Origin of the sequence: Streptomyces macrolidinus (assembly GCF_023887685.1) — a bacterium.
GTDB classification, from domain to species: Bacteria; Actinomycetota; Actinomycetes; order Streptomycetales; family Streptomycetaceae; genus Streptomyces; species Streptomyces macrolidinus.
Genome location: NZ_JAMWMR010000005.1, coordinates 36,536 through 57,522, shown reverse-complemented (window position 1 = coordinate 57,522; position 20,987 = coordinate 36,536). Strand labels below are relative to the sequence as shown.

Below are 20,987 nucleotides of genomic sequence, written 5' to 3'. Positions count from 1 at the left end.
CCCCAACAACCCCTGGAACAGCCCTAATTGACGACCGTTCCCGAAGCCCCTTAAGGTCTGGTTCCAACGATCTGAGGGAAGAGGAAGGCTATCTCTGATGTCGGGATTACGTAGGTGCATCAGGTGGGGTTCCGTCGGGTGTGCGGTCGTCCTCACCTTCTGTCTGGGCCTTCAGTTGGGCCGTCTACTGCCGCTCGGTGCGCCCGGAGACGACAGCATCCGGTGGACGGTGGCGACGGCCTTCGCGAGCGCTCTTTGTGCCGTGGTGGTAATTCCGCTTGTACGCTGGGCGGACGGCGGGGCTGAGTCGCCAAAGAAGTGGTGAGAGATCCCTCCTAGTGGCACTGACGTGGTGCTCTGATCTGCTCCTCACGGACGTGGGGATGGTCCTGATCTCAGGGACGAGGATTTTTGCTCCCCGCTCCAGCGGGGATGGGTACGTGCGTTGCCACTGCTCTTCGGGATGTGCTCCCCTGAAACCGGGGAGCACATCCCGAGGACGTATTGGCCACAGGTAGTTGACGTGGGCCTGGTCCCATCCCGGCCTCCAAGGCACCCGACACCGTGATAGCGCCAACCCGTGCCACGGAGCGTCGCTGGTCCACTGCGGCCGGGTCTAGCCTCTCCCCCATCGGCGGCGCTTGGAGGCCCGGCTCCAACCTGGCGGTGGGCTACCTGAGGTCTGCATCGGTGAGGTCTGCGGCTTCGCGATGGGGCGTTGGATCAGGGTGGCCCCTTCGTGGTCGATGGGGTGCCACTGGTGGTCGAACGTGCGGAAGGTGAAGCCCTGCTCGTTGTTGGTGGTGTGGGCCAGCAGAGCTCGGCCTTGACCGGCGTACTGCTGGACCTCGTTCCAGAGGACGTCGCGGATGCGGGCCGAGGGGTTGCCCACGAAGACCCCCGCGGATATCTCCAGGAGCCAGCGCGTGAGGAAGCCCCGCAGGCCAGTGGGGCAGTTGGTGAGAACTATGACCGTCACCAGATTTCCCCTCCAGCAGAGTCCCAGTCCTGGTATCCGTCCGGGCCGTCGTGGTTGACACCCGAAGGGACCTGATGGCCGCCATCGCTCTGGAGGGTCACGACGTCCTGGTCGCCGTCGATGGCTGCCTTCGCCTGATCCGGCTCCAACAGCAGGCGCCGGATGTCGTCGACGCAACGGTTCAGCAGGGAGGTCTCGTTGATTCGATCCCGCAGGGCGCGACGGGTGCGTGAGCCGACGTCCTCCTCTCCTTCCGCCGCGATGTCGAAGGCAAGAGGGATGCCGATCTCCGTCTTGTAGAGGTCGGCGATGTCCAGGACGAAAGACAACTCGTGGCCGGAGTGCACGAAGCCGAGCGCCGGACTGCATCCCAGAGAGGTGACGACGGCGTGTGCGATGCCGTACATGCACTGGGCAGCGGCGGTGATGGCCTGGTTGACGGCGTCTCCGGCGGTGAAGTCGCCCGGTACGTATTGGCGGCCCCGCCAGGGGACCCCCACACGGGACGATTCGGCACGGTAACAGTCCTTCATCCGTCGCCCCTCCCGTCCGAGTAACTCACGCCGGGTCAAGCCAGCCGGGTCCTCGTCGGGGAAGCGCAACCGATACATCTCCCGGGCCACGGCGAGACGGCTGCGCGGGTTGGCCCACTGCCGGGCCTGCGCTTCCATAAGGGCCGAGGAGCGGCTGAGGGCGCGGCCGGACGCGTAGTAACGCACTCCGTGTTCCCCGACCCAGCAGACGGCGGCACCAGATTCGCCGAGGACGCTCATGGCCTGATGGGTGATGCGAGTTCCCGGCCCGAGAAGGAGCGTGCCGATCGTCGCGGACGGGATGTGTGTGGTGCCCTCCCCATCCTGTGCGGTGATCGCGTTGGCGTCGCGGTGGACGGTGCAGCGCTCCAGGTAGATGAAGGAGAGACGGTCGCCGGTGCGGGTGAGCTGCCGAGGACTGAGGGCCGGGCGCTTGGATACGGTTGTCATGTTGTGCGCGGACTCCTCGCGAGAGGTGCGAGGGTGAGGAGACCACAGCCATAGGCGCGGGCCCGGCCGATGCCCTGGGTGAGGGAACGCCGCAGGGCGTCGGGGTCGGTGACTTCGAGGTGCCCTTCGTAGGTGGCGGTGACGACGGTGACTGGCTTCCCCCTACGGCCCTCGGCGGCGCGGGACCTGTTGAAGGCCAGGGAGCGGGTGTCCCGTATGGCCAGCTCGTACCGGTCGCCGGGGTGGGGCCGCTTCTGATGGGTGGTCCCCTCAGGAAGGAGCCGCCGGTCGTTGGGCTTCTCGCAGACGCGGAAGCCGAGGCGCTCCTGGCGCCTGTCGTCGAGCAGCCACCCCATCTGGTGGATGGGCGTCAGATGCGCGGTGATCTTCTGCTCTTCGCCTTCCTTGCGGCGGATCTTGTGCACCGGGTTCGCCGTCAGCCGGAACGACCAGCGGTCGCCGGCGGTCAGACGATCGAGGAGCGGTGCGTAGGCCCGGCTCTGCCAGCCGGGATTCTCGCGGGTGACGACGGCTGGCCAGCCAGCCTGCTCGACCAGGTGCGTCAGATCCGGCTGACCGGGGCTGACGATGTAGAGCAGGACCTCGGCGCGAGCCATCTGATCCAGACGCCACAGCACCCGGGGCGAATCCGGAGCGGGGCTGTCGGAGGGCAGGATCTGCGGGAACGACGACATGACTGCCGCGTGCATGGCCTGCGGTGAGGAGAGAAGCTTTCGGGCGCCGGGCCGTGCAGTGTTGACGCGGAAGCGGGAGATGAACATCAGTCGCTCTCTTCCTCCAGGGCAGCCAGGGCATCGAACGGATCGTGGTCGTCGGTGCTGCTGCCGTCGGCCGCGATGGGCAAGGGGACCGGATCGGAGATGACCGTGCGTAGGGCGTGCCGGCGGTGCGCGGCATCGAAGCTGACGGGCTGGTCACGCAGGACGTCCGCGTTCCTGGCGGACTCACCCGCGCCGATCTCACGGAGCACGACGAGGTTCTGCGGGGCTTGCCGGCGCTTTCGGTACCAGGCGGAGGCCTGCCAGGGCACGTTCGCCAGCACGTCTTCCAGCCGCGCGCCCTTGTACAGGTCCAGGCAGAGGGGCTCGGTGGGGGGGCAGGAGCGTCGCCCGAGGAATGGCGGGTACGCCGGAGTGCGCAGTGCGTCCCGCAGGTTGGTGAGCAGAGCGTGGTCGCCCTCGACGGCGGCGACGAAGACGGCGTCGGCGAGGTAGAACCTCTCTGACAATGGCATTGATGCCTCGGTCACGGCGTGGTGCGCGGTCTGGAAGTCCCGGATCCGTGTGCCGGGCTGGTCGATGCGGACCCCGAACCGCAGCGCGGCCAGCGGTGCGAGGCGGGTCTCGTCGTCGCGATCGATGCCGGCCGCGGAGGCGAGCAGGCCGACGACGCCGCTCTTTGTCGGTGCCGATTCGGTGGTGCGGCGGGTGAAGCGGGAGGCGGCCCCCCAGGACTGGAGGGGGCCGGCCAGACGCAGGGCAAGCACGCTCATTCGGGCTTCTCCAGGCGCTCGGTCACGGCCTTGCCGACGGCTTCCACGAGTTCGCCCAGGGTCTCGGTCCGGGTGCCGAGATCGGCGAGCTTCTGGGTGTTCGGGCCGACGCGCAGCACCCACGTCAGGGTGGTCTCCGGGTCGCCATAGACGCGTTCGACATCGAACGCGTAGGCGGCGAGCCGGTCGGAGGCCCCACGCACGTGTCCACCGGCGTCGCTGCGGATCGGGTCCTCGAATGCGGACACGAAGCTGATGGGCCGGGTGGTGCGGAGCTTGACGACGACGGCGTCAGGCTGCGTGTGGTGCCCAAACGTGTTGATCTTCCCCGTGGGCAGCGAGGCGATGAAGCTGTGCACGAACGCCTCGACGGCACGGCGCACGGGCTCGGTGCGCGGCTCTTCCTCACGCAGACCCTGGCCGAGGTTGGCGGCGAGCTGGTGCACGCCGAGCGCCGCATAGCGGTAGAGGGTAGCGGAGTTGAAGTCGACGGTTCCGATCATCCCGGCGCCGGTCTCCTCGTCCTTGTTCTCGTCATCGACGGCCGTGTAGTAGTCGGATTCGTTGTCCACGCGGTGGACGCTGATGGCGTGGGCGACCTGGACGGCGGCGTCGACGTTGATGTCGGCGATGTCGGCGACCATGCGGCCGAAGAGGGCGATGTCGACGGAGTGCCGGGTGTCCGCGATCTCCTTGGCTCGGGCCTTGTTCTCCTTGGTCTTCAGGAACGCCGTGATGTCCGCGGCACCCTGGAGGGCGAGGTGTGCCAGACCGTCGAGCTGCCGGGAGCTCAGGAAGACCAGGTACTTGCTCTCCGGTGCGGGGGCCGGGGCGTCAGGGTCCTCGTTCTTCTTCGCCTGGCCGGCCTTGCGCTTGGGGACCTCGGTCTTGAAGCCGGCCGCCTTCACCGTCTCGTCGGCCAGCTTCAGTGCCGCTTCCCGGTCCACGGCGCCGTCGAGCCCTTCGATCCGGTCTGCGAGGAGCTCCACCACCTTCTTGGTGCGCACGCCCAACTCGGCTGGATCCAGAAGGTGTTCGTCAGCGAAGTAGGCGCGGATGGCTCGCTTCCATGCCTGGCTGGAGACCCGGGCGCGCGGGACACCGCCGTAGACGGCCGTCTTGGGTGCGCCCGTGTCGTCCCGGTTGAGGTTGCTCGGCGGGACGGTCTGCAGGGCGTGCAGGTCCAGGAAGATGCGGTTCACGAGAGGTCCTTGTCGGTGTGCGGGGTGGTGGGGTTGTCGCCTGTGGGCTGGCGGGGCCTGCGTGGCGGGGTGTGGAAGGAACGGCCCCACGCACGGCGCACGGCGCGCGGACCGTCGGGCCACTGCCACACGTACAACTGACCAGCCAGCAGGCCGTAGTCGAGTGGGACGCTCTCCCGACGCAACAGGGCGACGATGTCGCGCAGCCGCTGAGCGAGGGAGACCAGGTCCGGCGCGGTTCCGGCGCGGACCAGGCGTTTGCGTACGGGCTCGTCGATGGCATCGGGTGGCATCAGCCGCCGCACGGCCGCGCCGAGGCCGGTCGGCTGCCCGGGGGAGTGGCGCCGGTGCATGCCCTCGCCGCGGGACTGCTGGTGGAATGCCCACAGGGTCAGCGCCGCGTACACCGCGTTCTCGGCGCGCACCGCCTCAGGCTCGCTCAGTGGCCTCGGCCCGTTCACCTCCTGGGAGTGCAGGGCGCTGGTGTCGATCAAGTTCCACAGATCCGGCAGTTCCCCCGCTTCCCGGCCCGCGCCACGGCGCAGGCGAGCGAGGGCGGCGACGGAGTGCGACTCGTCGGCGAGATAGCCCCTCTGCCAGTCGCTGATACTCGCCCTTGTGAGTTCGGCGATGCGCGCACTCACGCTGGGCTCCTTGGCCGGGGCGGAGACGGTCGTCATGCCTGCACCTTCGCTTCGGTCGCGGGTTGGTCGGTGTCCGGGCGGCCGCCGCTATCAGCGGCGTCGGGGTCAGCAAGCTCTCTGGCGAGACGTCCCCGGAACCACCGGTCTGCGAGGCCCGTGTTCAGCCAGTGAGTCACGTTCTTTCGGTCCGTGTAGACCCGTCCCTCCCACGCAGCGTCACCCGCGGCGGCGATGAGACGATCACCGAGACGATTCACCGTCCCTCGAACCTCGCGTTGCCATGCCTGCCGATGTTCGAAAGGGTCCGAGGCCTTGGCCATTTCGGCCAGCCATTGCCGGTACGGATACTCCAGTGCGTCGAAGCCGGTCGTCCGCGCGGCCGACTTGGGGCCCTCCTCCTCGGAACCCACGGCCCGGGCCAGGTCAGTCGCCAGATCTCCGAGGATGCGAACCGCCCGATCGGCTTCCTCAGCGGCGGCGACAGCCTGCTGGGCGTATTTACGGTCTTGTTGGTGAAGAAGGACGACGGGCATCTCCAGGCGGTCGTCGACGACCTCGTCGATCACGGACTGCTGGGTGCCGTAACTGACGCCCACCAGCCTGGTGCGGATGAGCGAGTGGCGGGGGAGGTGGCGGTCGGTCACCAGTCGGGCCACCCACTCGAGAATCCCGGGCCGGAGGCGTGGCGCCGCTTCGCTCCCGCCACCGCTCTCCAGGCGGTCGGCGACGAGGGCTGCGATGCCTCGCCAGGCCGAGCGGGCCGGATCGTGTTCCAGCGGCAGATACACCGGGGACTGGCCCAGCTTCTTCTCCTGTGCGGGACTGCGCCGCCACGAAGTCATCGGCTCCTGGTCGTGCATGTTCCTTGAGGCGAGCGGATCGCCGTACCCGAGGACAACCCCGTGGACGCCGTCTGCGTCGCAGTGCAGGCGTACTCGCCTTGACTGCCACGTGTACAGGTCTCGCAACCCGGTCGCGGAGCGCTCGTCGGACCCGGGTCCGCAGGGCTTGCGGCGCCAGGCCGGCAGGTCGTCGGGGGAGAACCTCAGTCCCTCGGTGTCCGCTGCCACCAGGTTGAGCAGCAAGGTCTCGCGCAGCGTCTTACCCTCGACGAAGACGCCGCCCAGCCCGCCGGCCCATCCGGTACCGAGCGGGTACACCTTGCCGCCCTTGACCCGCTTGTCGTCGACCATGCCGGTCTTGATGCCAGAAGTGTCGTAGGCGTGGACGTGGACCACCCAGCGGGCTGCCTCGGCGAAGCTCAGTCGGTCCACGTCGGGCATCCGCGCGCTGAAGAACGGGTCACCGGCAGGCACGTCGGCCACGATGCGATTGAGGGAGAAAACCTCGTCCTTCGCTGTGCGGAGTCCGGCGGTCTGCATGAACGGTGCCGTGGAGTGAAGAAGGTCGAACCGGTCGCGGTGCTGTGCCAGGTAGGCCTGGACGGGCGCGAAGCAGTCGGGGTCCTCCCACAGTTCGCCCCAGTCCTCGGCGTCATCCGGCCCGTCCAGGGCGTCGTGGGCGACGGCCAGGAGAAGTCGCACGAGGGCGAACTCCTGGGTGGCCAGGTCGCCCACGATCTGCCGCAGATCATCGGCCTGCGCGAAGACCTCGCTCAGTGACAGCTCGTCCTCCGATCCGTTGCACCGGAGCACTCCGATCCACGGTCGGCTGGTCAGATCGAAGGACAGTGCCCCTTCGGCCCCTGCTGCTGCAGCAGGGGGTTCAGTCATTTGAGTCACGGGTCACCTCAAGGCCGTCTTCCGGGCTGTACCGGAGAGTGAATCCTGCCAGCCGGGTCTGACAGTCCTCGTCGAGAGCGAGGATGAGCTGATCGGAGAGCCAAGGGCTCTCCTTGCCCTGCCAGTTGGGCAGGTACAGCTGCTCCAGTTCGGCGATGGCGCGGTCCATGGTCTCGGCGTAGGAGAACTGCATCGGGAGCCGCAGCCCGCAGCTTGCCGCCGTGCGGGCCGCGAACCGTACCGGTGTCGCGTTCTGTGGGAGTTCGATGCCCGCGCGCGGACGTTCCCTGCCGTCCGGCTTGAGCCAGGGCAGGGTGGCGAGGCTTCCGTCACCTCGTCGCTGGACGACGACGACTTCCAGGCTGTCCCGGGTGTCACGGACCTGGGCACGCCCGGTCGGAGTGTCGTCGGTGTCTCCCACACCGGCGGCGACCCAGCCGAACAGCGGCCGCCCCGGTTTGCCGACCTCTCCCAGGCGGAACACGGCGGCACGCTCCGTCTGATCGTCGTGGTACTGCTTGAACTGAGCGTGGGCTTTCCTGAGCGTGTCCTGCCAGTGCTCCGGCCCGACGGGCTCGTTGCCGTAAGCGCCCTGCACCAGAGAGCTGATGTCCGCCGGTAGCCTCACAGGCCGCTCAGCTCCGCCGTCGAGATGGGGGAGGAGGACGGCCGCTGACCGCAACAGCGCATACCGCCCGTACACGGCAACGGATCCGCGCACCGGCTCCGGTACGTCTGCTTTCCAGTCGGCCCCGGTCACCAGGCACCGTGCGGTCCGTAGACGGTCAGGCCGGTCACTCTGGTGTGGCCCACGCTGATGGCGGTGCAGGCGGCCCATACGCTGCAGGAGAAGGTCCACCGGGCACATGTCGCTGACCAGCATGTCGAAGTCGACGTCCAGAGACTGCTCGGCGACCTGGCTCGCCACCACGATGTGCCGGCCGGTGGGTCTGTCGTTCGTCCTCTCGGGAGGACCGAAAAGCTGGAGCAGTCTGCTGTCCTTCTCCGCACGGTCGAGGTCGACGAAGCAGGAGTGGGCAACGGTCACATTCTCGGCGCCGAACCTTGTCCGTAAAACCCGCGCCGTCTCCAGCACCCGCCTGACGGTGTTCCGGATGACCAGTACGCAACCACCGTCCACCAGTTCATCGTCCAGTCGGTCCGCGAGCACGCTCAGATCGTCGGAGAGCCGCTCAACCGCGACCTCCGTGGACCGTGCCGAGGCCTGTGGGTGCCGGATCAGCGCACTCCCGCCCGGAGCGACGGCAGTCAGCAGCGGGTAGGCCGCTGATTCCGCCGCATCCTCGGCAACGGCCCCGGCACGCCCGGCGTAAGCCTCGACGAGCTCTCGGCGACGCGAGGCCGGCAAGGTCGCGGGAAGCACCACGACCGGTACCCGGTACGCCCCCAGCCATGACAGCACCCGATCCAGGTAGACGCTCATGTACGTGTCGTAGGCGTGCGCCTCGTCGATGACGACAACCTTCCCGGCAACGGCGAGATGCCGCAGTGCCAGGTGCCGGCTCTTGAGTCCGGCGAACAACAGTTGGTCGATGGTGCCAGCGACGAAGGAAGCCAGCATGGCCCGCTTACGGCCTCGCAGCCATGCGTGCGCCACGAGCTCGGCGCCAGCCCTCCTGTGGTTGTGCCCCGCCCTGGACGTAGCTCCGGATTCCGGGTAGGCGCCATCAAGGTCGACAGCTGCCACGCTGCCGGCCCTGGCCATCAGCCCGGCGAACTGCTCGTTGAGCGCGGCCTTGGAGTGCGCCAGGTGCACCGAATAGCGGGTGCCGTCCGCCGAGGGCAGCCGGTCCAACCAGTCAAGCAGCCGCGGAAACATGGCGTTGCCCGTGGCCATCGTAGGCAGCGCGAAGAAGACTCCGCCCGCCCCCGAGCGTGCGGCGAAGATCTCCGCCGCGGCGAGCGCCGCCTCCGTCTTGCCCTCTCCCATCGGCGCTTCGATGACCATCAGGCCTGGGGAGTCCAACTCCCGCGCCAGGGCGACCGCCGCCTCCTGGACTGGACGGGGATCGGCCCCGTCCGGGAGATCGAAACGGGAGGCGAAGAGATCCTGCACAGTGCCGTGCGGCTCCTCGGCCTGCCAGGGAGCGGGCAGATCAAGCCCTCGCCAGGCCCTGCTGAGCCGCTCCTCGGCACTGTGGGATGCGGCATCGGGGAAATACGGGAAGAGGTCCGGATTGCTCGCGATCCAGTCGGAGACGATGACGATCGACGTGAGCAGCACCTGAACGGGCTGCGGCACCTTGACAGCCTCCCAGGCCTTGAGCAGCTCCTCGACACCGAAATGAGCGGCACACGCGTTCAGCAGCTCGTTCTGCACGCGGCGCCAGGTGCTGCTACTTGGACCAGGTGTCCGCAACAACTCCTCATGGTCGTCCAAGGCCTTGATCTGGCCTCGCTCCGGCGGCGCGCCGTGATGCCCGCCAACGGCCACCGTGAACTGACCGGTCTGCGCTCCCCGCCAGCCGTGTCGCTCTTCAAGCCACTCGGCGAGCAGGAGCTGCCCGGCGAGGCCATGCGGTCCCAACCGACGATCCGGCCCCATCGCCGCACGGGAAGGCATTTCCAGGCCCTGGTCACGCATCGCGTCGGCGAGCAACTCGACCTGGCAGGCGAAGGCAGGCGTGGCCTTGCCGATGTCATGTACGCCGGCGAGCCACACAGCCAGGGCCCGTGCGTCCGCGTCACCACCCGGGAGCGCTTCGCCGATCAGCCTGCGCACCCCGAGGGGCAGCCACTGATCCCAAAGCAGCCCGGCCACGGCAGCACTGTCTTCCATATGACGCCACAACGGCAGCCAGCCATCAGTATCGCGATCATGTTTCGCCCATACCGCCCGAGCAGGCTCCCCCAGCTTGCTCAGCAGGCTACCGTGGGCACTTCCCCCACTGGTCATATGAGATATGTACATGATGTGCGCATCTCTGTATGGGTGTTTCCCTGATATTTCGACAGTCTCCTGACCTTGAAGATGAGTGGGTGTCATGCCGGTGGGTGGGAAGGGGGATCTGGGGACGGCGGGCCAGGAAGCGGTGTGGATGGCACGCCAGGGGCCGGAAATGAACGAATTGCCGGTATCTGCAAAAGTTGCTGAACCTGCGCTCTGTTCGTTGTAAAGCTGCAGGTCATGGAGTCTGCTCCCCGCGCCCGCGGGGATGGTCCCTGCGGGAAACTCATCCCCAGGGCGAAGCCGTCCTGCTCCCCGCGCCCGCGGGGATGGTCCCTCCGAGAGGACGCAGATGCCCAGCCACACCGACTGCTCCCCGCGCCCGCGGGGATGGTCCCGCCTGAAAGGCGAACGAATGACACTCCCGCACCTGCTCCCCGCGCCCGCGGGGATGGTCCCTGCCGGATCAGCTGCTCGGCGGTGCGGCGGTCCTGCTCCCCGCGCCCGCGGGGATGGTCCCGTGCCAGACCACGAGCGGCTGTGGAGCGCACTCTGCTCCCCGCGCCCGCGGGGATGGTCCCGGAGGCGCTGATACGGATCGTGTCCGGGTCCACTGCTCCCCGCGCCCGCGGGGATGGTCCTGATCACGTGTCCAGGCTCTGCAAGAAAGGCTCCTGCTCCCCGCGCCCGCGGGGATGGTCCCTCTGGCTCGTCCGCGTCCGGGGTGGTCGCGTGCTGCTCCCCGCGCCCGCGGGGATGGTCCCAGGGCGGCGTGCTCGCGCTCCTCGCGGGCGAGCTGCTCCCCGCGCCCGCGGGGATGGTCCCGGCGTGCAGGCTCTGAACCTCGCCCGCCGAGCCTGCTCCCCGCGCCCGCGGGGATGGTCCCTCTGGAAGGCGTACCAGGAGATGAAGGCCAGCCTGCTCCCCGCGCCCGCGGGGATGGTCCCGTGATCGCGCTGCCGGTGTTCTACGTCGTCTCCTGCTCCCCGCGCCCGCGGGGATGGTCCCTGGCTCGTGAGGCGGCGGCAGCCGCCGACCAGCTGCTCCCCGCGCCCGCGGGGATGGTCCCCTCGTCAGAAGGTTCGGCGCGATCAGTTTGTGCTGCTCCCCGCGCCCGCGGGGATGGTCCCCAGCGGCGTACCGGGAAGCGTAGCCGGGCGCTCTGCTCCCCGCGCCCGCGGGGATGGTCCCGGCGGGCGCGGGTACAGCGCGGCCGACTGGATCTGCTCCCCGCGCCCGCGGGGATGGTCCCCTGTGGCACGGGACCGCTCCCGGCACCCAGTTCTGCTCCCCGCGCCCGCGGGGATGGTCCCCTCACGAGTGCGTAGGGTTGCCCGGCCCAAAACTGCTCCCCGCGCCCGCGGGGATGGTCCCCAGGGACAGTCCGGCGCAGGCGGGGAATCGCACTGCTCCCCGCGCCCGCGGGGATGGTCCCACGGGACCGATCACCGAGGGCGAGACGACCTCCTGCTCCCCGCGCCCGCGGGGATGGTCCCGCGCCGTCCAGGCTGTTGCTGGTCGTGCTGGACTGCTCCCCGCGCCCGCGGGGATGGTCCCCTCATCGGCCAGATGAGCCGCATCCTGACCGACTGCTCCCCGCGCCCGCGGGGATGGTCCCACGGCGCGCCAGGCCTTGGCGGTCTTGCGCGACTGCTCCCCGCGCCCGCGGGGATGGTCCCCCGGCCAACGCGGCGCTGGTCGGCCGGTCGTGCTGCTCCCCGCGCCCGCGGGGATGGTCCCAAGGGCCCGTCACCTGCTTCGTGCAGGTGGCGCTGCTCCCCGCGCCCGCGGGGATGGTCCCACGAAGACATCGGCACAGCGCTCGTCCGCATCCTGCTCCCCGCGCCCGCGGGGATGGTCCCTCCCGCGAGCCACCCGTGGACACCGGCTCCATCTGCTCCCCGCGCCCGCGGGGATGGTCCCACGGCCGGTGGGGGCGTGTCTGCGTGCTCGACCTGCTCCCCGCGCCCGCGGGGATGGTCCCCGGCCTCGCGCATCCGGGAGATGATCCCGCCCCTGCTCCCCGCGCCCGCGGGGATGGTCCCGCCGTGGGCGTCTACCTGGGGCAGGACCGCAACTGCTCCCCGCGCCCGCGGGGATGGTCCCGGGCGGCTCGTCTACGTGGACGAGGACGGCAACTGCTCCCCGCGCCCGCGGGGATGGTCCCTCCACTCCATCCCCTTCCCCGCACCAGATGGTCTGCTCCCCGCGCCCGCGGGGATGGTCCCATCTACGACGTCGGCAACGTAAAGGCCGTCCGCTGCTCCCCGCGCCCGCGGGGATGGTCCCGCGCAGAGGTTCGGCGCCGGCCGTCCGCTGCTCTGCTCCCCGCGCCCGCGGGGATGGTCCCGTCATCCGGGACTCCGAGTACGTCAAGGCCAACTGCTCCCCGCGCCCGCGGGGATGGTCCCGACCAGGCTGTGCCGAAGGCACGACGCAGGAGCTGCTCCCCGCGCCCGCGGGGATGGTCCCCTGCCGAGGGCACTCATCAGCGGGCCCTCCTCCTGCTCCCCACGCCCGCGGGGATGGCCCCGGCAAGGTGACGGAACGCGGTGATGAGCAGCCCTGCTCCCCGCGCCCGCGGGGATGGTCCCGGCAAGGTGACGGAACGCGGTGATGAGCAGCCCTGCTCCCCGCGCCCGCGGGGATGGTCCCGTTGACGGTCGACCCGCCTCGTCCAGGAACGTTGCCCCACCCGGGGCTGATGGGAAGGTGTCAGGTTGACGCCAAGGCCCACGGTCAGCGGCCGTGGGCCAATGGTCTACAGGAACGTGCCTGACGGCAGGCTCAGGTCAGCCCAGGGTGAACCGTCGGGTGGGCGTGTGTACGTCGCAGTCGTGCTGGACGATCTGCGCGCCGTCCTCGGGATTTCCGCCCCGCACGTTGAGGCACAGGCCGCTGGACCTCATCTTTGGTCGCCGCCCAGACTCACTCAACGCGCCTATCGGCGTGACCTCTTAGTACTCCAGCCGTAGATCGTGATCTTGCTCATGGTGCCCGCAGCCCTGGGCTGTCGATATCGGATCGCGTGAGAGGGATGCGAGCTGGCACGCTGCCTCTATGGATCACGCGGAAGTACTGCTCATCGGAGGGCGAGCCGGAGTCGGTAAGACGACAGTGGGGTGGGAGGTTTCAGCGTTGCTGCGGGCAGCGGCGGTCTCCCATGCGGTCATCGATGGAGACTTCATGGGCCAGGTTCATCCGGCCCCGGAAGGGGATCCTCACCGTTCGGAGATCACGGAGAGCAATCTGACTGCTGTGTGGGCGAACTTCGCCCGGCGCGGCTACCGGCGGCTGATCTATACGAACACCGTGGTGGTTCTTCCCGAGGCGGCTGGGATGTTCGAGCGTGCCATGGGGACGGGGGTGCGGATCGTACGGGTCCTGCTCACTGCCTCCGATGCCACCGCCCGTGAGCGGCTGGTGCGCCGGGAACTCGGCTCGGAGCTGGAGCAGGAGCTGGAGGGCAGTGCTCGCAAGGCTCGGCTGCTGGACCAGTTGGCACCCGCGGAGACCGTAAGGGTGGTGACGGATGGGCGGGCCGTCGTGGACATCGCGCACGAGGTGGTGGCCGCCACCGACTGGACCGGGCCGCGTTCCGCGAGCAGACGGTGATCGTGCCGACGAGTCCGTCCGGGGAGGGGTGCGGCCACCGATGATCATCGGTGTGTGAAGACTGAAGTTCAGATGGTGGCCGCGGGTCACAGCGTAGACCCTGCCCGCTGGCAGGAGGCGTTCGAGGCCCTGATGTCCCGGATAGCGGGCCGGTTCGCGCGGGTCGAACCCCGGCGCCGGGTCAGGGACTTGGTGCTGGGGCTGCTGTCGGACCTGCCGCGCAAGAACTGCTGGAGCATCGCCGAGTGGGCCGGGCAGCCCAGTCCGGACGGCATGCAGCACCTGCTCGGCCGGGCCAGGTGGGATGCCGACCGAGTCCGTGATGACGTGCGCGAGTACGTCCTGGAGCATCTGAGTGATGAGGATGCGGTACTCGTCGTCGACGAGACCGGGGACGTGAAGAAAGGCACGCACACCGTGGGTGTCCAGCGCCAGTACACCGGCACCGCCGGCAGGATCGAGAATGCCCAGGTCGCCGTCTACCTCGTCTACGCTGGCCGCCGCGGGCACGCGGCAGTGGACCGTGAGCTGTACATTCCGCGCTCGTGGACGTGCGACCCGGCCCGCTGCCGGGCAGCGGGCCTTGGCGAGGACACCGTCTTCGCGACCAAGCCGGAGCTGGCCGCCCGCATGATCGGCCGGTTCCTGGACGCCGGACACCGCGTGCGCTGGGTCGCAGGCGACGAGGTCTACGGCGGCAACCCGCGCCTGCGGTCCGCGTTGGAAGAGCGCCAAGTCGGCTACGTGCTCGCCGTGGCCTGCTCGGCCGAAGTCACCACCACTGCCGGGAAGTTCCGCGCGGACGTCCTGGCCGCGAAAGTGCCCAAGCGGGCCTGGCAGAAGCTGTCGGCCGGGGCTGGGGCCAAGGGGCACCGCTTCTACGACTGGGCAGTCATCGACCTGGCCGAAGCCCAGGCCGGCAGCCACCAACTGCTGATCCGCCGCAACCGCACCACCGGCGAACTGGCCTACTACCGCTGCTTCTCGCCCGCCCCGGTGCCCCTGACCACGCTGGTCCGCGTCGCCGGTTCAAGATGGCGGGTGGAAGAGACGTTTCAGGCCGGAAAGGGCCTGGCCGGGCTGGACGAACACCAGGTCCGGCGCTTCACCTCGTGGTCCGGCTGGGTCACCCTGGCCATGCTCGCTCACGCCTTCCTCGCCGTAGTCCGCGCTGATGAACACGCCCGCCATCCCGCCCCAGACGAGCTGATCCCGCTCACCTGCAACGAGATCCAGCGGCTGTTCACGATGCTCCTCACCCAACCCATGCACGACGCGGCCCACAGGCTCGGCTGGTCCGCCTGGCGACGCCGCCACCAGGCACGAGCCCAGGCAAGCCATTACCGACGACAAGCCGCGAATCAGACATGAAGATCACGATCTACGGCTGGAGTATTAGGCACACTTCGCGCCCGCGCGAGCTGATCAAAGCCACCGTCTTCGCTGGTGAAGTGATTCCGGACGACGGAGGACTGTCGTTGAGTACCTGGCACGAGCCACAAGACCAGACGCCTGGCTTGTGGGAACTCCCAGGGACTTCCACACCTGTCTCAGAGAGTCTCCAGGGACTTTCCGCCGCGTAAGCAAGGAAGGTCATGACAGCGCCGAAAGGAACGAACGAGCTGGTCAGGGCCTGTTTCTCTAGCACTCGATGATGTTCACCGCCAGCCCGCCCCGGGCCGTCTCCTTGTATTTAACGTTCATGCGACCATTCGGCATCGATCTTCCAGCCATTGCCGAACCTCTGTCGGGGAGAACCGTAGCTGCTGGCCTACGCGGAAGCTCGGTACTTCTTCCCTGAGGTGGTTGTCGTACACCCAGGAAGTCGGCTTCCCGAGATAGGCGGCAAGCGCCTTAACGTCCCACATCGGCTCGTGCATAAACAGTTCCCCACGCAAGATTCGGCTGTTCGCGAGGACGGTAGTGTGGAAAGGCGGCCGCACCAAGTGGGTGGAGGTCTGCCGGGTGAAGAGGGGCAGCGGGTCAGCACGGAACCAGCGCGAGGCACCCGAACGGTCCGGAACGGACGCCAACGGAAACCAGCACCGGGTCAGCACGAGCGCATACACCCCACGCCAGTCCTCACTGGTTCCATCGCTGTGACCTGTGCGTTTGCTTAGGAGGGCGTCGCGTGCTAGGAAACGCCCTCCCAATTGGAGAACATCTGGCTGCGCACCAAGCGGCACAACGCCTCCGGCACGGTCGTCTCCGGCACGGGCGGGGTCTGTTACCTCTACTTCCCGGCTCAGCTCAGTGGACGTCAGCGCAAGGCGCTTGCGGCGGTGGGTGTCCGCTGATGCCACTGACGCTGTAGGTACGACGCTGTAGGTACCGACCACATGGCGAGACCCCCGGGAGACCGGGGGTCTCGCCATGTTCGGGGTGCCACCGGACACTGCTCCGTTCGGGCTAATGGTTCAGACCATTCGTGCGGGCGGGAATCTTCCGAAAGTAAGCGCTCGTTAACTGGTGACTCGCTGCCTCTGATCGGGCATACTCCAACCGCACAGCCGCTGGTCAGCCGCGTCCGAGACCCGGAGTGGGGAGCGTCGGCTGGGCCAGTGAGACCCGGCGGAGCCGCCCCACCGAAGCGCGTGTTCGCCGATGTGCCCGAGAGGGAGGAGAGCGTTGCCATGCCCGACCGCGCCCCGCAGCCGGTTGACCGACAACTGCCCACGGACGAGGCCCGAGAGCTGATCTCACTCGTCCGAGACATCGCGCAGCGCGAGATCGCCCCGAAGGCGGCCGAGGAGGAGGACGCCGGGCTCTTCCCGCGCGAGGTCTTTCGCCTGCTCTCCGAGTCCGGCCTGCTCGGCCTGCCGTACGACTCCGAGTACGGCGGCGGGGACCAGCCCTACGAGGTCTACCTCCAGGTCCTCGAGGAGCTGGCCGCCGCCCGGCTCACGGTGGGCCTCGGCGTCAGCGTCCACACCCTGGCCTGTCACGGCCTCGCGTACTACGGCACCAAGGAGCAGCGGGCCGAGCATCTGCCCGCGATGCTCGGGGGCGGTCTGCTGGGTGCGTACTGCCTGTCCGAGGCCGCCTCCGGGTCGGACGCGGCGTCGCTGCGGACCCGAGCCGTCCGGGGCGACGACGGGCGCTGGACGGTCGACGGCAGCAAGTCCTGGATCACACACGGCGGGATCGCGGACTTCTACACCCTGATGGCGCGCACCGGCGGCGAGGGCCCGCGCGGCATCACCGCGTTCCTGGTGCCCGGCGACATCGAGGGGCTCAGCAGCGCGGCGCCGGAGAAGAAGATGGGCATGAAGGGGTCGCCCACCGCGCAGGTCCACTTCGACGGCGTACGTCTCGATGACGACCGCCGTCTCGGGGAGGAGGGGCAGGGCTTCGCGATCGCCCTGTCCGCGCTCGACTCCGGGCGCCTCGGTATCGCGGCGTGCGCCATCGGCGTGGCCCAGGCGGCGCTCGACGAGGCGGTCGCCTACGCCTCCGGGCGGCAGCAGTTCGGGCGGCCGATCTCCGACTTCCAGGGGCTGCGCTTCATGCTCGCCGACATGGCGACCCAGATCGAGGCCGGGCGGGCGCTGTATCTGGCGGCGGCGCGGCTGCGTGACGCCGGTCGGCCCTTCGCCAAGCAGGCGGCCATGGCCAAGTTGCACTGCACCGACACGGTGATGCGGGTGACCACCGACGCCGTCCAGGTGCTCGGCGGGTACGGCTACACCGCGGACTTCCCGGTCGAGCGCTATATGCGCGAGGCCAAGGTCCTGCAGATCGTCGAGGGCACGAACCAGATCCAGCGCATGGTCATCGCCCGTCACCTCGCAGGACCCGAGACGCGCTGAACGGATCCAGACCCGCCGTGAGCAGGCCCTGACCGAACGGGGGCGCCGCGAGCCGAACCCACTCCGGGTCGTGGCGCCCCGGCAGCGTCCGTCCGCGATCGGCCCAGACCCGCATCAGCGCACGGTAGATGGGTGGGTCCTGATGCTGTGGCGGCGGAAGCGATACGGCCGGCGTCGGAACGAGCACCCATCGCCGACGCCCGCTGTCTGTGGCGGTCATGCATGAACAACGCCGGGGCGCGGGCACAGGTCACCGCCGCCGCTCATCGAGCGTGAGTTCCCGTTCCCACGGGCCGCGGAGGGAAGTGCGTACGCAGACGTACGCACGGAGACATACCGACGTGCGGGCCTCAGGCGGCCAGACGCCGCATCGGGCGCGAACCCGGCCCGCCGACGTGCGAGAACGGCTGGGTCCGCCAGTCGAGCCCCTGAGGGAGCGTCAACAGCAGGGCCGTGTCCTGTTCCTGGGGCTTCGTGGACTCGTCCGCGGGCCGGGTGTCGGCCGCCGCGCGGCCCGTACCGGGGCAGACCGTCAGACCGAACGGGTTCCACGGCGAGGCGCACAGCGCGTGCTCGGGCAGGACGTCCTCGCCCGCCAGGAGCGCGATGGGCTGCGCGCAGTCCGGGCAGATCACCCGGTACATCTCGAAGGTGTCGTACGCGCCGAACTCGTCATCGGCTTCGACGTCGTCCGGCTCAGGCTCGACAGCGGGCTGGAGCCGCTTGGGCGCGCCACGACCACGGCGCTTCAGACTCTGCATGGGATTCTCCCCCTCGGGCTGGGTCGAACAAGCCGCTTCGGCGTCGACCACAGCAAGCACTTCCCGTCCGGTCTCGGCGGTAATCACGAGAGCATCACGAAGCCGGTCCAGGCGGTGTGGCGTTCATCACATACGGCTTGCGCATGTCCGCCCCGGTGGGTTTGTCCCGCACACGGCATCCGCCGGGAACGGGCGCCCTGTAGGTTCTAGCGGCATGGAGGAGCTGGACCGACAGATCGTGGAGCTGCTCGTCACGGACGGGCGGATGAGCTACACCGACCTGGGCAAGGCCACGGGCCTGTCCACGTCGGCGGTGCACCAGCGGGTGCGCCGGCTGGAGCAGCGCGGCGTCATCCGCGGGTACGCCGCGGTCGTCGACGCCGAGGCCGTGGGGCTGTCGCTGACCGCGTTCATCTCGGTGAAGCCGTTCGATCCCAGCGCCCCCGACGACATCGCCGAACGCCTGGCAGGCGTCCCGGAGATCGAGGCGTGCCACAGCGTGGCGGGCGACGAGAACTACATCCTCAAGGTCCGCGTGGCCACCCCGCACGAGCTGGAGGAACTCCTGGCCCGGGTGCGCTCGCTCGCAGGCGTCTCGACCCGCACCACGGTGGTCCTGTCGACCCCGTACGAGGCGAGACCGCCCAAGATCTGACGCGCCCGGGCCGGTGTCCGGGATCTTCGAAGAGGCCCTCGGTGCGGGACGGGCCGCGGGAGGCGCGAGACTGGTCTCATGAATGAGCGCACCACCCCGCCGCGGACCGTTCTGCTGCGCCGAGGAGAAGTCCACAGCCCCGTCGACCCCTTCGCCACCGCCATGGTGGTCGAGCGCGGTCAGGTCGCCTGGGTCGGCTCCGAAGGCGCCGCCGACGCCTTCGCGGACGGCGTGGACGAGGTCGTCGACCTGGACGGTGCACTGGTCACCCCGGCGTTCACCGACGCGCACGTCCACACCACCTCCACCGGACTCGCGCTCACCGGTCTCGACCTGTCGAGCGCCCCGTCCCTGGCCGCCGCCCTCGCCCGCGTCCGCGACTTCGCCGCCGCCCACCCGGACGACCGGGTGCTGTTGGGCCACGGCTGGGACGCGGCCTGCTGGCCCGAAGGCCGGGCGCCGCGGCGGGACGAACTGGACGAGGCGACCGGTGGCCGCGCGCTCTATCTGAGCCGTATCGACGTCCACTCGGCCGTCGCCACCACCGCCCTGCTGGACTTGGCCCCGGGCGTACGGGACAAGGCCGGCTTCGTGGACGGGGAGCCGCTCACCCGCGATGCCCACCACGCCGTGCGCGCCGCCGCGTTCGCGGCCGTCACCCCCGCGCAGCGCACCGAGGCCCAGCGCGCCGCCCTCGCGCACGCCGCCTCCCTCGGCATCGGTTCGGTCCATGAGTGCGCGGGCCCGGACATCTCCTCCGAGGACGACTTCACCGGGCTGCTGAGCCTGGCCGCGCAGGAGTCGGGCCCCCGGGTCGTCGGCTACTGGGCCGAGCGCGATGTCGACAAGGCGCGGGAGCTGGGCGCGCTCGGCGCCGCCGGTGACCTGTTCGTCGACGGTTCGCTCGGCTCGCACTCCGCGTGCCTGCACGAGCCGTACGCCGACGCGGCCCACCACGGCACCGCGAACCTCGACGCGGCCGACATCGCCACCCATGTCGTCGCCTGCACCGAGGTCGGGCTCCAGGCGGGCTTCCACGCGATCGGGGACGCGGCCGTGACCGCGGTGATCGAGGGGATGCGCGCCGCCGCCGAGAAGCTCGGCCTCGCCCGCGTGCGCGCCGCCCGCCACCGTGTCGAGCACGCCGAGATGCTCACCCCCGAGATCATCGCGGCCTTCGCCGAACTCGGCCTGACCGCCTCCGTGCAGCCCGCCTTCGACGCGCTGTGGGGCGGCGAGGAGGGCATGTACGCCCAGCGCCTCGGCGTGGAGCGGGCCCGCACGCTGAACCCGTTCGCGGCCCTGCTGCGCACCGGCGTCCCGCTCGCCTTCGGCTCCGACAGCCCCGTCACCCCGCTCGATCCCTGGGGCACGGTCCGCGCCGCGGCCTTCCACCGCACCCCCGAGCACCGGGTCTCCGTACGGGCCGCGTTCACCGCGCACACCCGCGGCGGCTGGCGGGCGGTCGGACGGGACGACGCGGGCGTCCTGGTGCCGGGCGCGCCCGCGGACTACGCGGTGTGGCGCACCGACGAGCTGGTGGTCCAGGCCCCCGACGACCGGGTCGCCCGCTGGTCCACGGACCCCCGTTCGGGCACCCCCGGACTGCCGGATCTGACCCCGGGCCTCGACCTGCCCGTCTGCCTGCGCACCGTCGTGGGCGGCCGGACGGTGTTCGTACGGCCGGGCGAGTGATCTCCAGGAGTGGTGCGGCGGCGATCACCCGCCGAACCTTCGTCGCGCGACCTGTACGTTCTCTGCCCTGACCAGGCCAGAGAGGGAAGATGCGCAGGTCGAACGGCTGTTGACAGTGGGGAGCCGCGGGCCGGTAGGTTCGGCCGGGTCCACCACCGGACGTCCGACCGGGGAACCTCCACGCCGTCGCCGGTGCGCCGCTGGGTCGGGGATGTGCCGCACCGGCACATCGCCACTGGGAGCCAGGCCCAGCGCCCTGCCACGGCGAGGGAGCGTTCCGGCCGGTCGGCAGGGTGTGACCCGGGTGGGGGCCCGGTCGTTCAGTAGACAACGGCTTTCGGTCGGCCCGCAGCCAGCGGGTCCCAGGTCGGCCCGAAGGGCGCCGGGCCCCGATCCCCGCACCGAACCGGGCAAAATCAGGTTCTTACCCGACTCTTGTGGAAACGACACCCCCGTGCGCACCTGCCGCTCCATCGGCCCA

At 69.6% G+C, this 20,987-nt stretch carries 14 protein-coding genes, 1 pseudogene and 1 CRISPR repeat array; of the genes and pseudogenes, 6 read left to right on the top strand and 9 right to left on the bottom strand.

Features of this window, described 5'->3' with window-relative positions; genetic code table 11:
- Nucleotides 1-616: 616 nt before the first annotated feature.
- The 8 genes from cas2e to cas3 are packed head-to-tail and all read right to left on the bottom strand — an operon-like array spanning nt 617 to nt 9,863.
- The gene (gene cas2e, locus NGF19_RS07665; RefSeq protein ID WP_252423321.1) at nt 617-979 is read right to left on the bottom strand and encodes a type I-E CRISPR-associated endoribonuclease Cas2e; all 363 of its coding nucleotides are present in this window, start codon (nt 977-979) and stop codon (nt 617-619) included.
- Complete coding sequence (gene cas1e / locus NGF19_RS07660) at nt 976-1,962, bottom strand: type I-E CRISPR-associated endonuclease Cas1e (RefSeq protein ID WP_252423312.1); 987 nt, start codon at nt 1,960-1,962, stop codon at nt 976-978. The genes cas2e and cas1e overlap by 4 nt, the downstream gene beginning before the upstream one ends.
- Complete coding sequence (gene cas6e, locus NGF19_RS07655; protein ID WP_252423311.1) at nt 1,959-2,744, bottom strand: type I-E CRISPR-associated protein Cas6/Cse3/CasE; 786 nt, start codon at nt 2,742-2,744, stop codon at nt 1,959-1,961. The genes cas1e and cas6e overlap by 4 nt, the downstream gene beginning before the upstream one ends.
- Nucleotides 2,744-3,475, bottom strand: a complete 732-nt coding sequence (gene cas5e / locus NGF19_RS07650) for a type I-E CRISPR-associated protein Cas5/CasD (protein WP_252423310.1) — start codon at nt 3,473-3,475, stop codon at nt 2,744-2,746. The genes cas6e and cas5e overlap by 1 nt, the downstream gene beginning before the upstream one ends.
- Nucleotides 3,472-4,677 carry a type I-E CRISPR-associated protein Cas7/Cse4/CasC gene (gene cas7e / locus NGF19_RS07645; protein ID WP_252423309.1) on the bottom strand — a complete coding sequence of 402 codons (1,206 nt, stop codon included), beginning with the start codon at nt 4,675-4,677 and terminating at the stop codon, nt 3,472-3,474. The genes cas5e and cas7e overlap by 4 nt, the downstream gene beginning before the upstream one ends.
- Nucleotides 4,674-5,357 (bottom strand): type I-E CRISPR-associated protein Cse2/CasB, encoded by a 684-nt coding sequence (gene casB, locus NGF19_RS07640; RefSeq protein ID WP_252423308.1) that lies wholly within the window; start codon nt 5,355-5,357, stop codon nt 4,674-4,676. The genes cas7e and casB overlap by 4 nt, the downstream gene beginning before the upstream one ends.
- Entirely contained in the window at nt 5,354-7,054 is a 1,701-nt protein-coding gene (gene casA, locus NGF19_RS07635) for a type I-E CRISPR-associated protein Cse1/CasA (RefSeq protein WP_252423302.1), read from the bottom strand. The genes casB and casA overlap by 4 nt, the downstream gene beginning before the upstream one ends.
- Nucleotides 7,047-9,863 carry a CRISPR-associated helicase Cas3' gene (gene cas3, locus NGF19_RS07630; protein WP_252423855.1) on the bottom strand — a complete coding sequence of 939 codons (2,817 nt, stop codon included), beginning with the start codon at nt 9,861-9,863 and terminating at the stop codon, nt 7,047-7,049. The genes casA and cas3 overlap by 8 nt, the downstream gene beginning before the upstream one ends.
- A 355-nt stretch (nt 9,864-10,218) precedes the next feature.
- A CRISPR array of direct repeats spans nt 10,219-12,626; the repeat unit is 29 nt; unit sequence CTGCTCCCCGCGCCCGCGGGGATGGTCCC.
- 405 nt (nt 12,627-13,031) lie between these two features.
- Here cas3 and NGF19_RS07625 point away from each other — a divergent pair.
- The 4 genes and pseudogenes from NGF19_RS07625 to NGF19_RS07610 all read left to right on the top strand — a co-directional run bounded on the left by NGF19_RS07625 (nt 13,032) and on the right by NGF19_RS07610 (nt 17,395).
- Entirely contained in the window at nt 13,032-13,586 is a 555-nt protein-coding gene (locus NGF19_RS07625) for an AAA family ATPase (protein ID WP_252423300.1), read from the top strand.
- Between the two features lie 132 nt (nt 13,587-13,718).
- On the top strand, nt 13,719-14,957 hold the full coding sequence (locus tag NGF19_RS07620; RefSeq protein WP_252423853.1) for an IS701 family transposase: 1,239 nt from the start codon (nt 13,719-13,721) through the stop codon (nt 14,955-14,957).
- 785 nt (nt 14,958-15,742) lie between these two features.
- Nucleotides 15,743-15,883 (top strand): annotated as a pseudogene (locus tag NGF19_RS07615) (peptidase C39 family protein); the annotation flags it as partial.
- A 336-nt stretch (nt 15,884-16,219) separates the two neighbouring features.
- The gene (locus NGF19_RS07610) at nt 16,220-17,395 is read left to right on the top strand and encodes an acyl-CoA dehydrogenase family protein (protein WP_252423298.1); all 1,176 of its coding nucleotides are present in this window, start codon (nt 16,220-16,222) and stop codon (nt 17,393-17,395) included.
- A gap of 350 nt (nt 17,396-17,745) precedes the next feature.
- On the opposite strand, the gene NGF19_RS07605 is transcribed toward NGF19_RS07610, so the two are convergent.
- Nucleotides 17,746-18,156: a hypothetical protein gene (locus NGF19_RS07605; protein WP_252423296.1), complete on the bottom strand. Its 411-nt coding sequence runs from the start codon at nt 18,154-18,156 to the stop codon at nt 17,746-17,748.
- Between the two features lie 214 nt (nt 18,157-18,370).
- On the opposite strand from NGF19_RS07605, the gene NGF19_RS07600 reads away from it, so the two are divergent.
- Nucleotides 18,371-18,811, top strand: coding sequence for an Lrp/AsnC family transcriptional regulator (locus NGF19_RS07600; RefSeq protein ID WP_252423294.1), 441 nt, complete (start codon nt 18,371-18,373; stop codon nt 18,809-18,811).
- Between the two features lie 78 nt (nt 18,812-18,889).
- Nucleotides 18,890-20,506: an amidohydrolase gene (locus NGF19_RS07595; RefSeq protein WP_252423292.1), complete on the top strand. Its 1,617-nt coding sequence runs from the start codon at nt 18,890-18,892 to the stop codon at nt 20,504-20,506.
- Nucleotides 20,507-20,987: the final 481 nt, after the last annotated feature.

Bases quoted from the DNA above. Each gene is read 5' to 3' on its own strand.
- cas1e (WP_252423312.1), bottom strand. From the start codon at position 1,962: ATGACAACCGTATCCAAGCGCCCGGCCCTCAGTCCTCGGCAGCTCACC.
- cas6e (WP_252423311.1), bottom strand. From the start codon at position 2,744: ATGTTCATCTCCCGCTTCCGCGTCAACACTGCACGGCCCGGCGCCCGA.
- cas5e (WP_252423310.1), bottom strand. From the start codon at position 3,475: ATGAGCGTGCTTGCCCTGCGTCTGGCCGGCCCCCTCCAGTCCTGGGGG.
- casB (WP_252423308.1), bottom strand. From the start codon at position 5,357: ATGACGACCGTCTCCGCCCCGGCCAAGGAGCCCAGCGTGAGTGCGCGC.
- casA (WP_252423302.1), bottom strand. From the start codon at position 7,054: ATGACTGAACCCCCTGCTGCAGCAGCAGGGGCCGAAGGGGCACTGTCC.
- cas3 (WP_252423855.1), bottom strand. From the start codon at position 9,863: ATGGAAGACAGTGCTGCCGTGGCCGGGCTGCTTTGGGATCAGTGGCTG.
- NGF19_RS07625 (WP_252423300.1), top strand. From the start codon at position 13,032: ATGGATCACGCGGAAGTACTGCTCATCGGAGGGCGAGCCGGAGTCGGT.
- NGF19_RS07620 (WP_252423853.1), top strand. From the start codon at position 13,719: ATGTCCCGGATAGCGGGCCGGTTCGCGCGGGTCGAACCCCGGCGCCGG.
- NGF19_RS07610 (WP_252423298.1), top strand. From the start codon at position 16,220: ATGCCCGACCGCGCCCCGCAGCCGGTTGACCGACAACTGCCCACGGAC.
- NGF19_RS07605 (WP_252423296.1), bottom strand. From the start codon at position 18,156: ATGCAGAGTCTGAAGCGCCGTGGTCGTGGCGCGCCCAAGCGGCTCCAG.
- NGF19_RS07600 (WP_252423294.1), top strand. From the start codon at position 18,371: ATGGAGGAGCTGGACCGACAGATCGTGGAGCTGCTCGTCACGGACGGG.
- NGF19_RS07595 (WP_252423292.1), top strand. From the start codon at position 18,890: ATGAATGAGCGCACCACCCCGCCGCGGACCGTTCTGCTGCGCCGAGGA.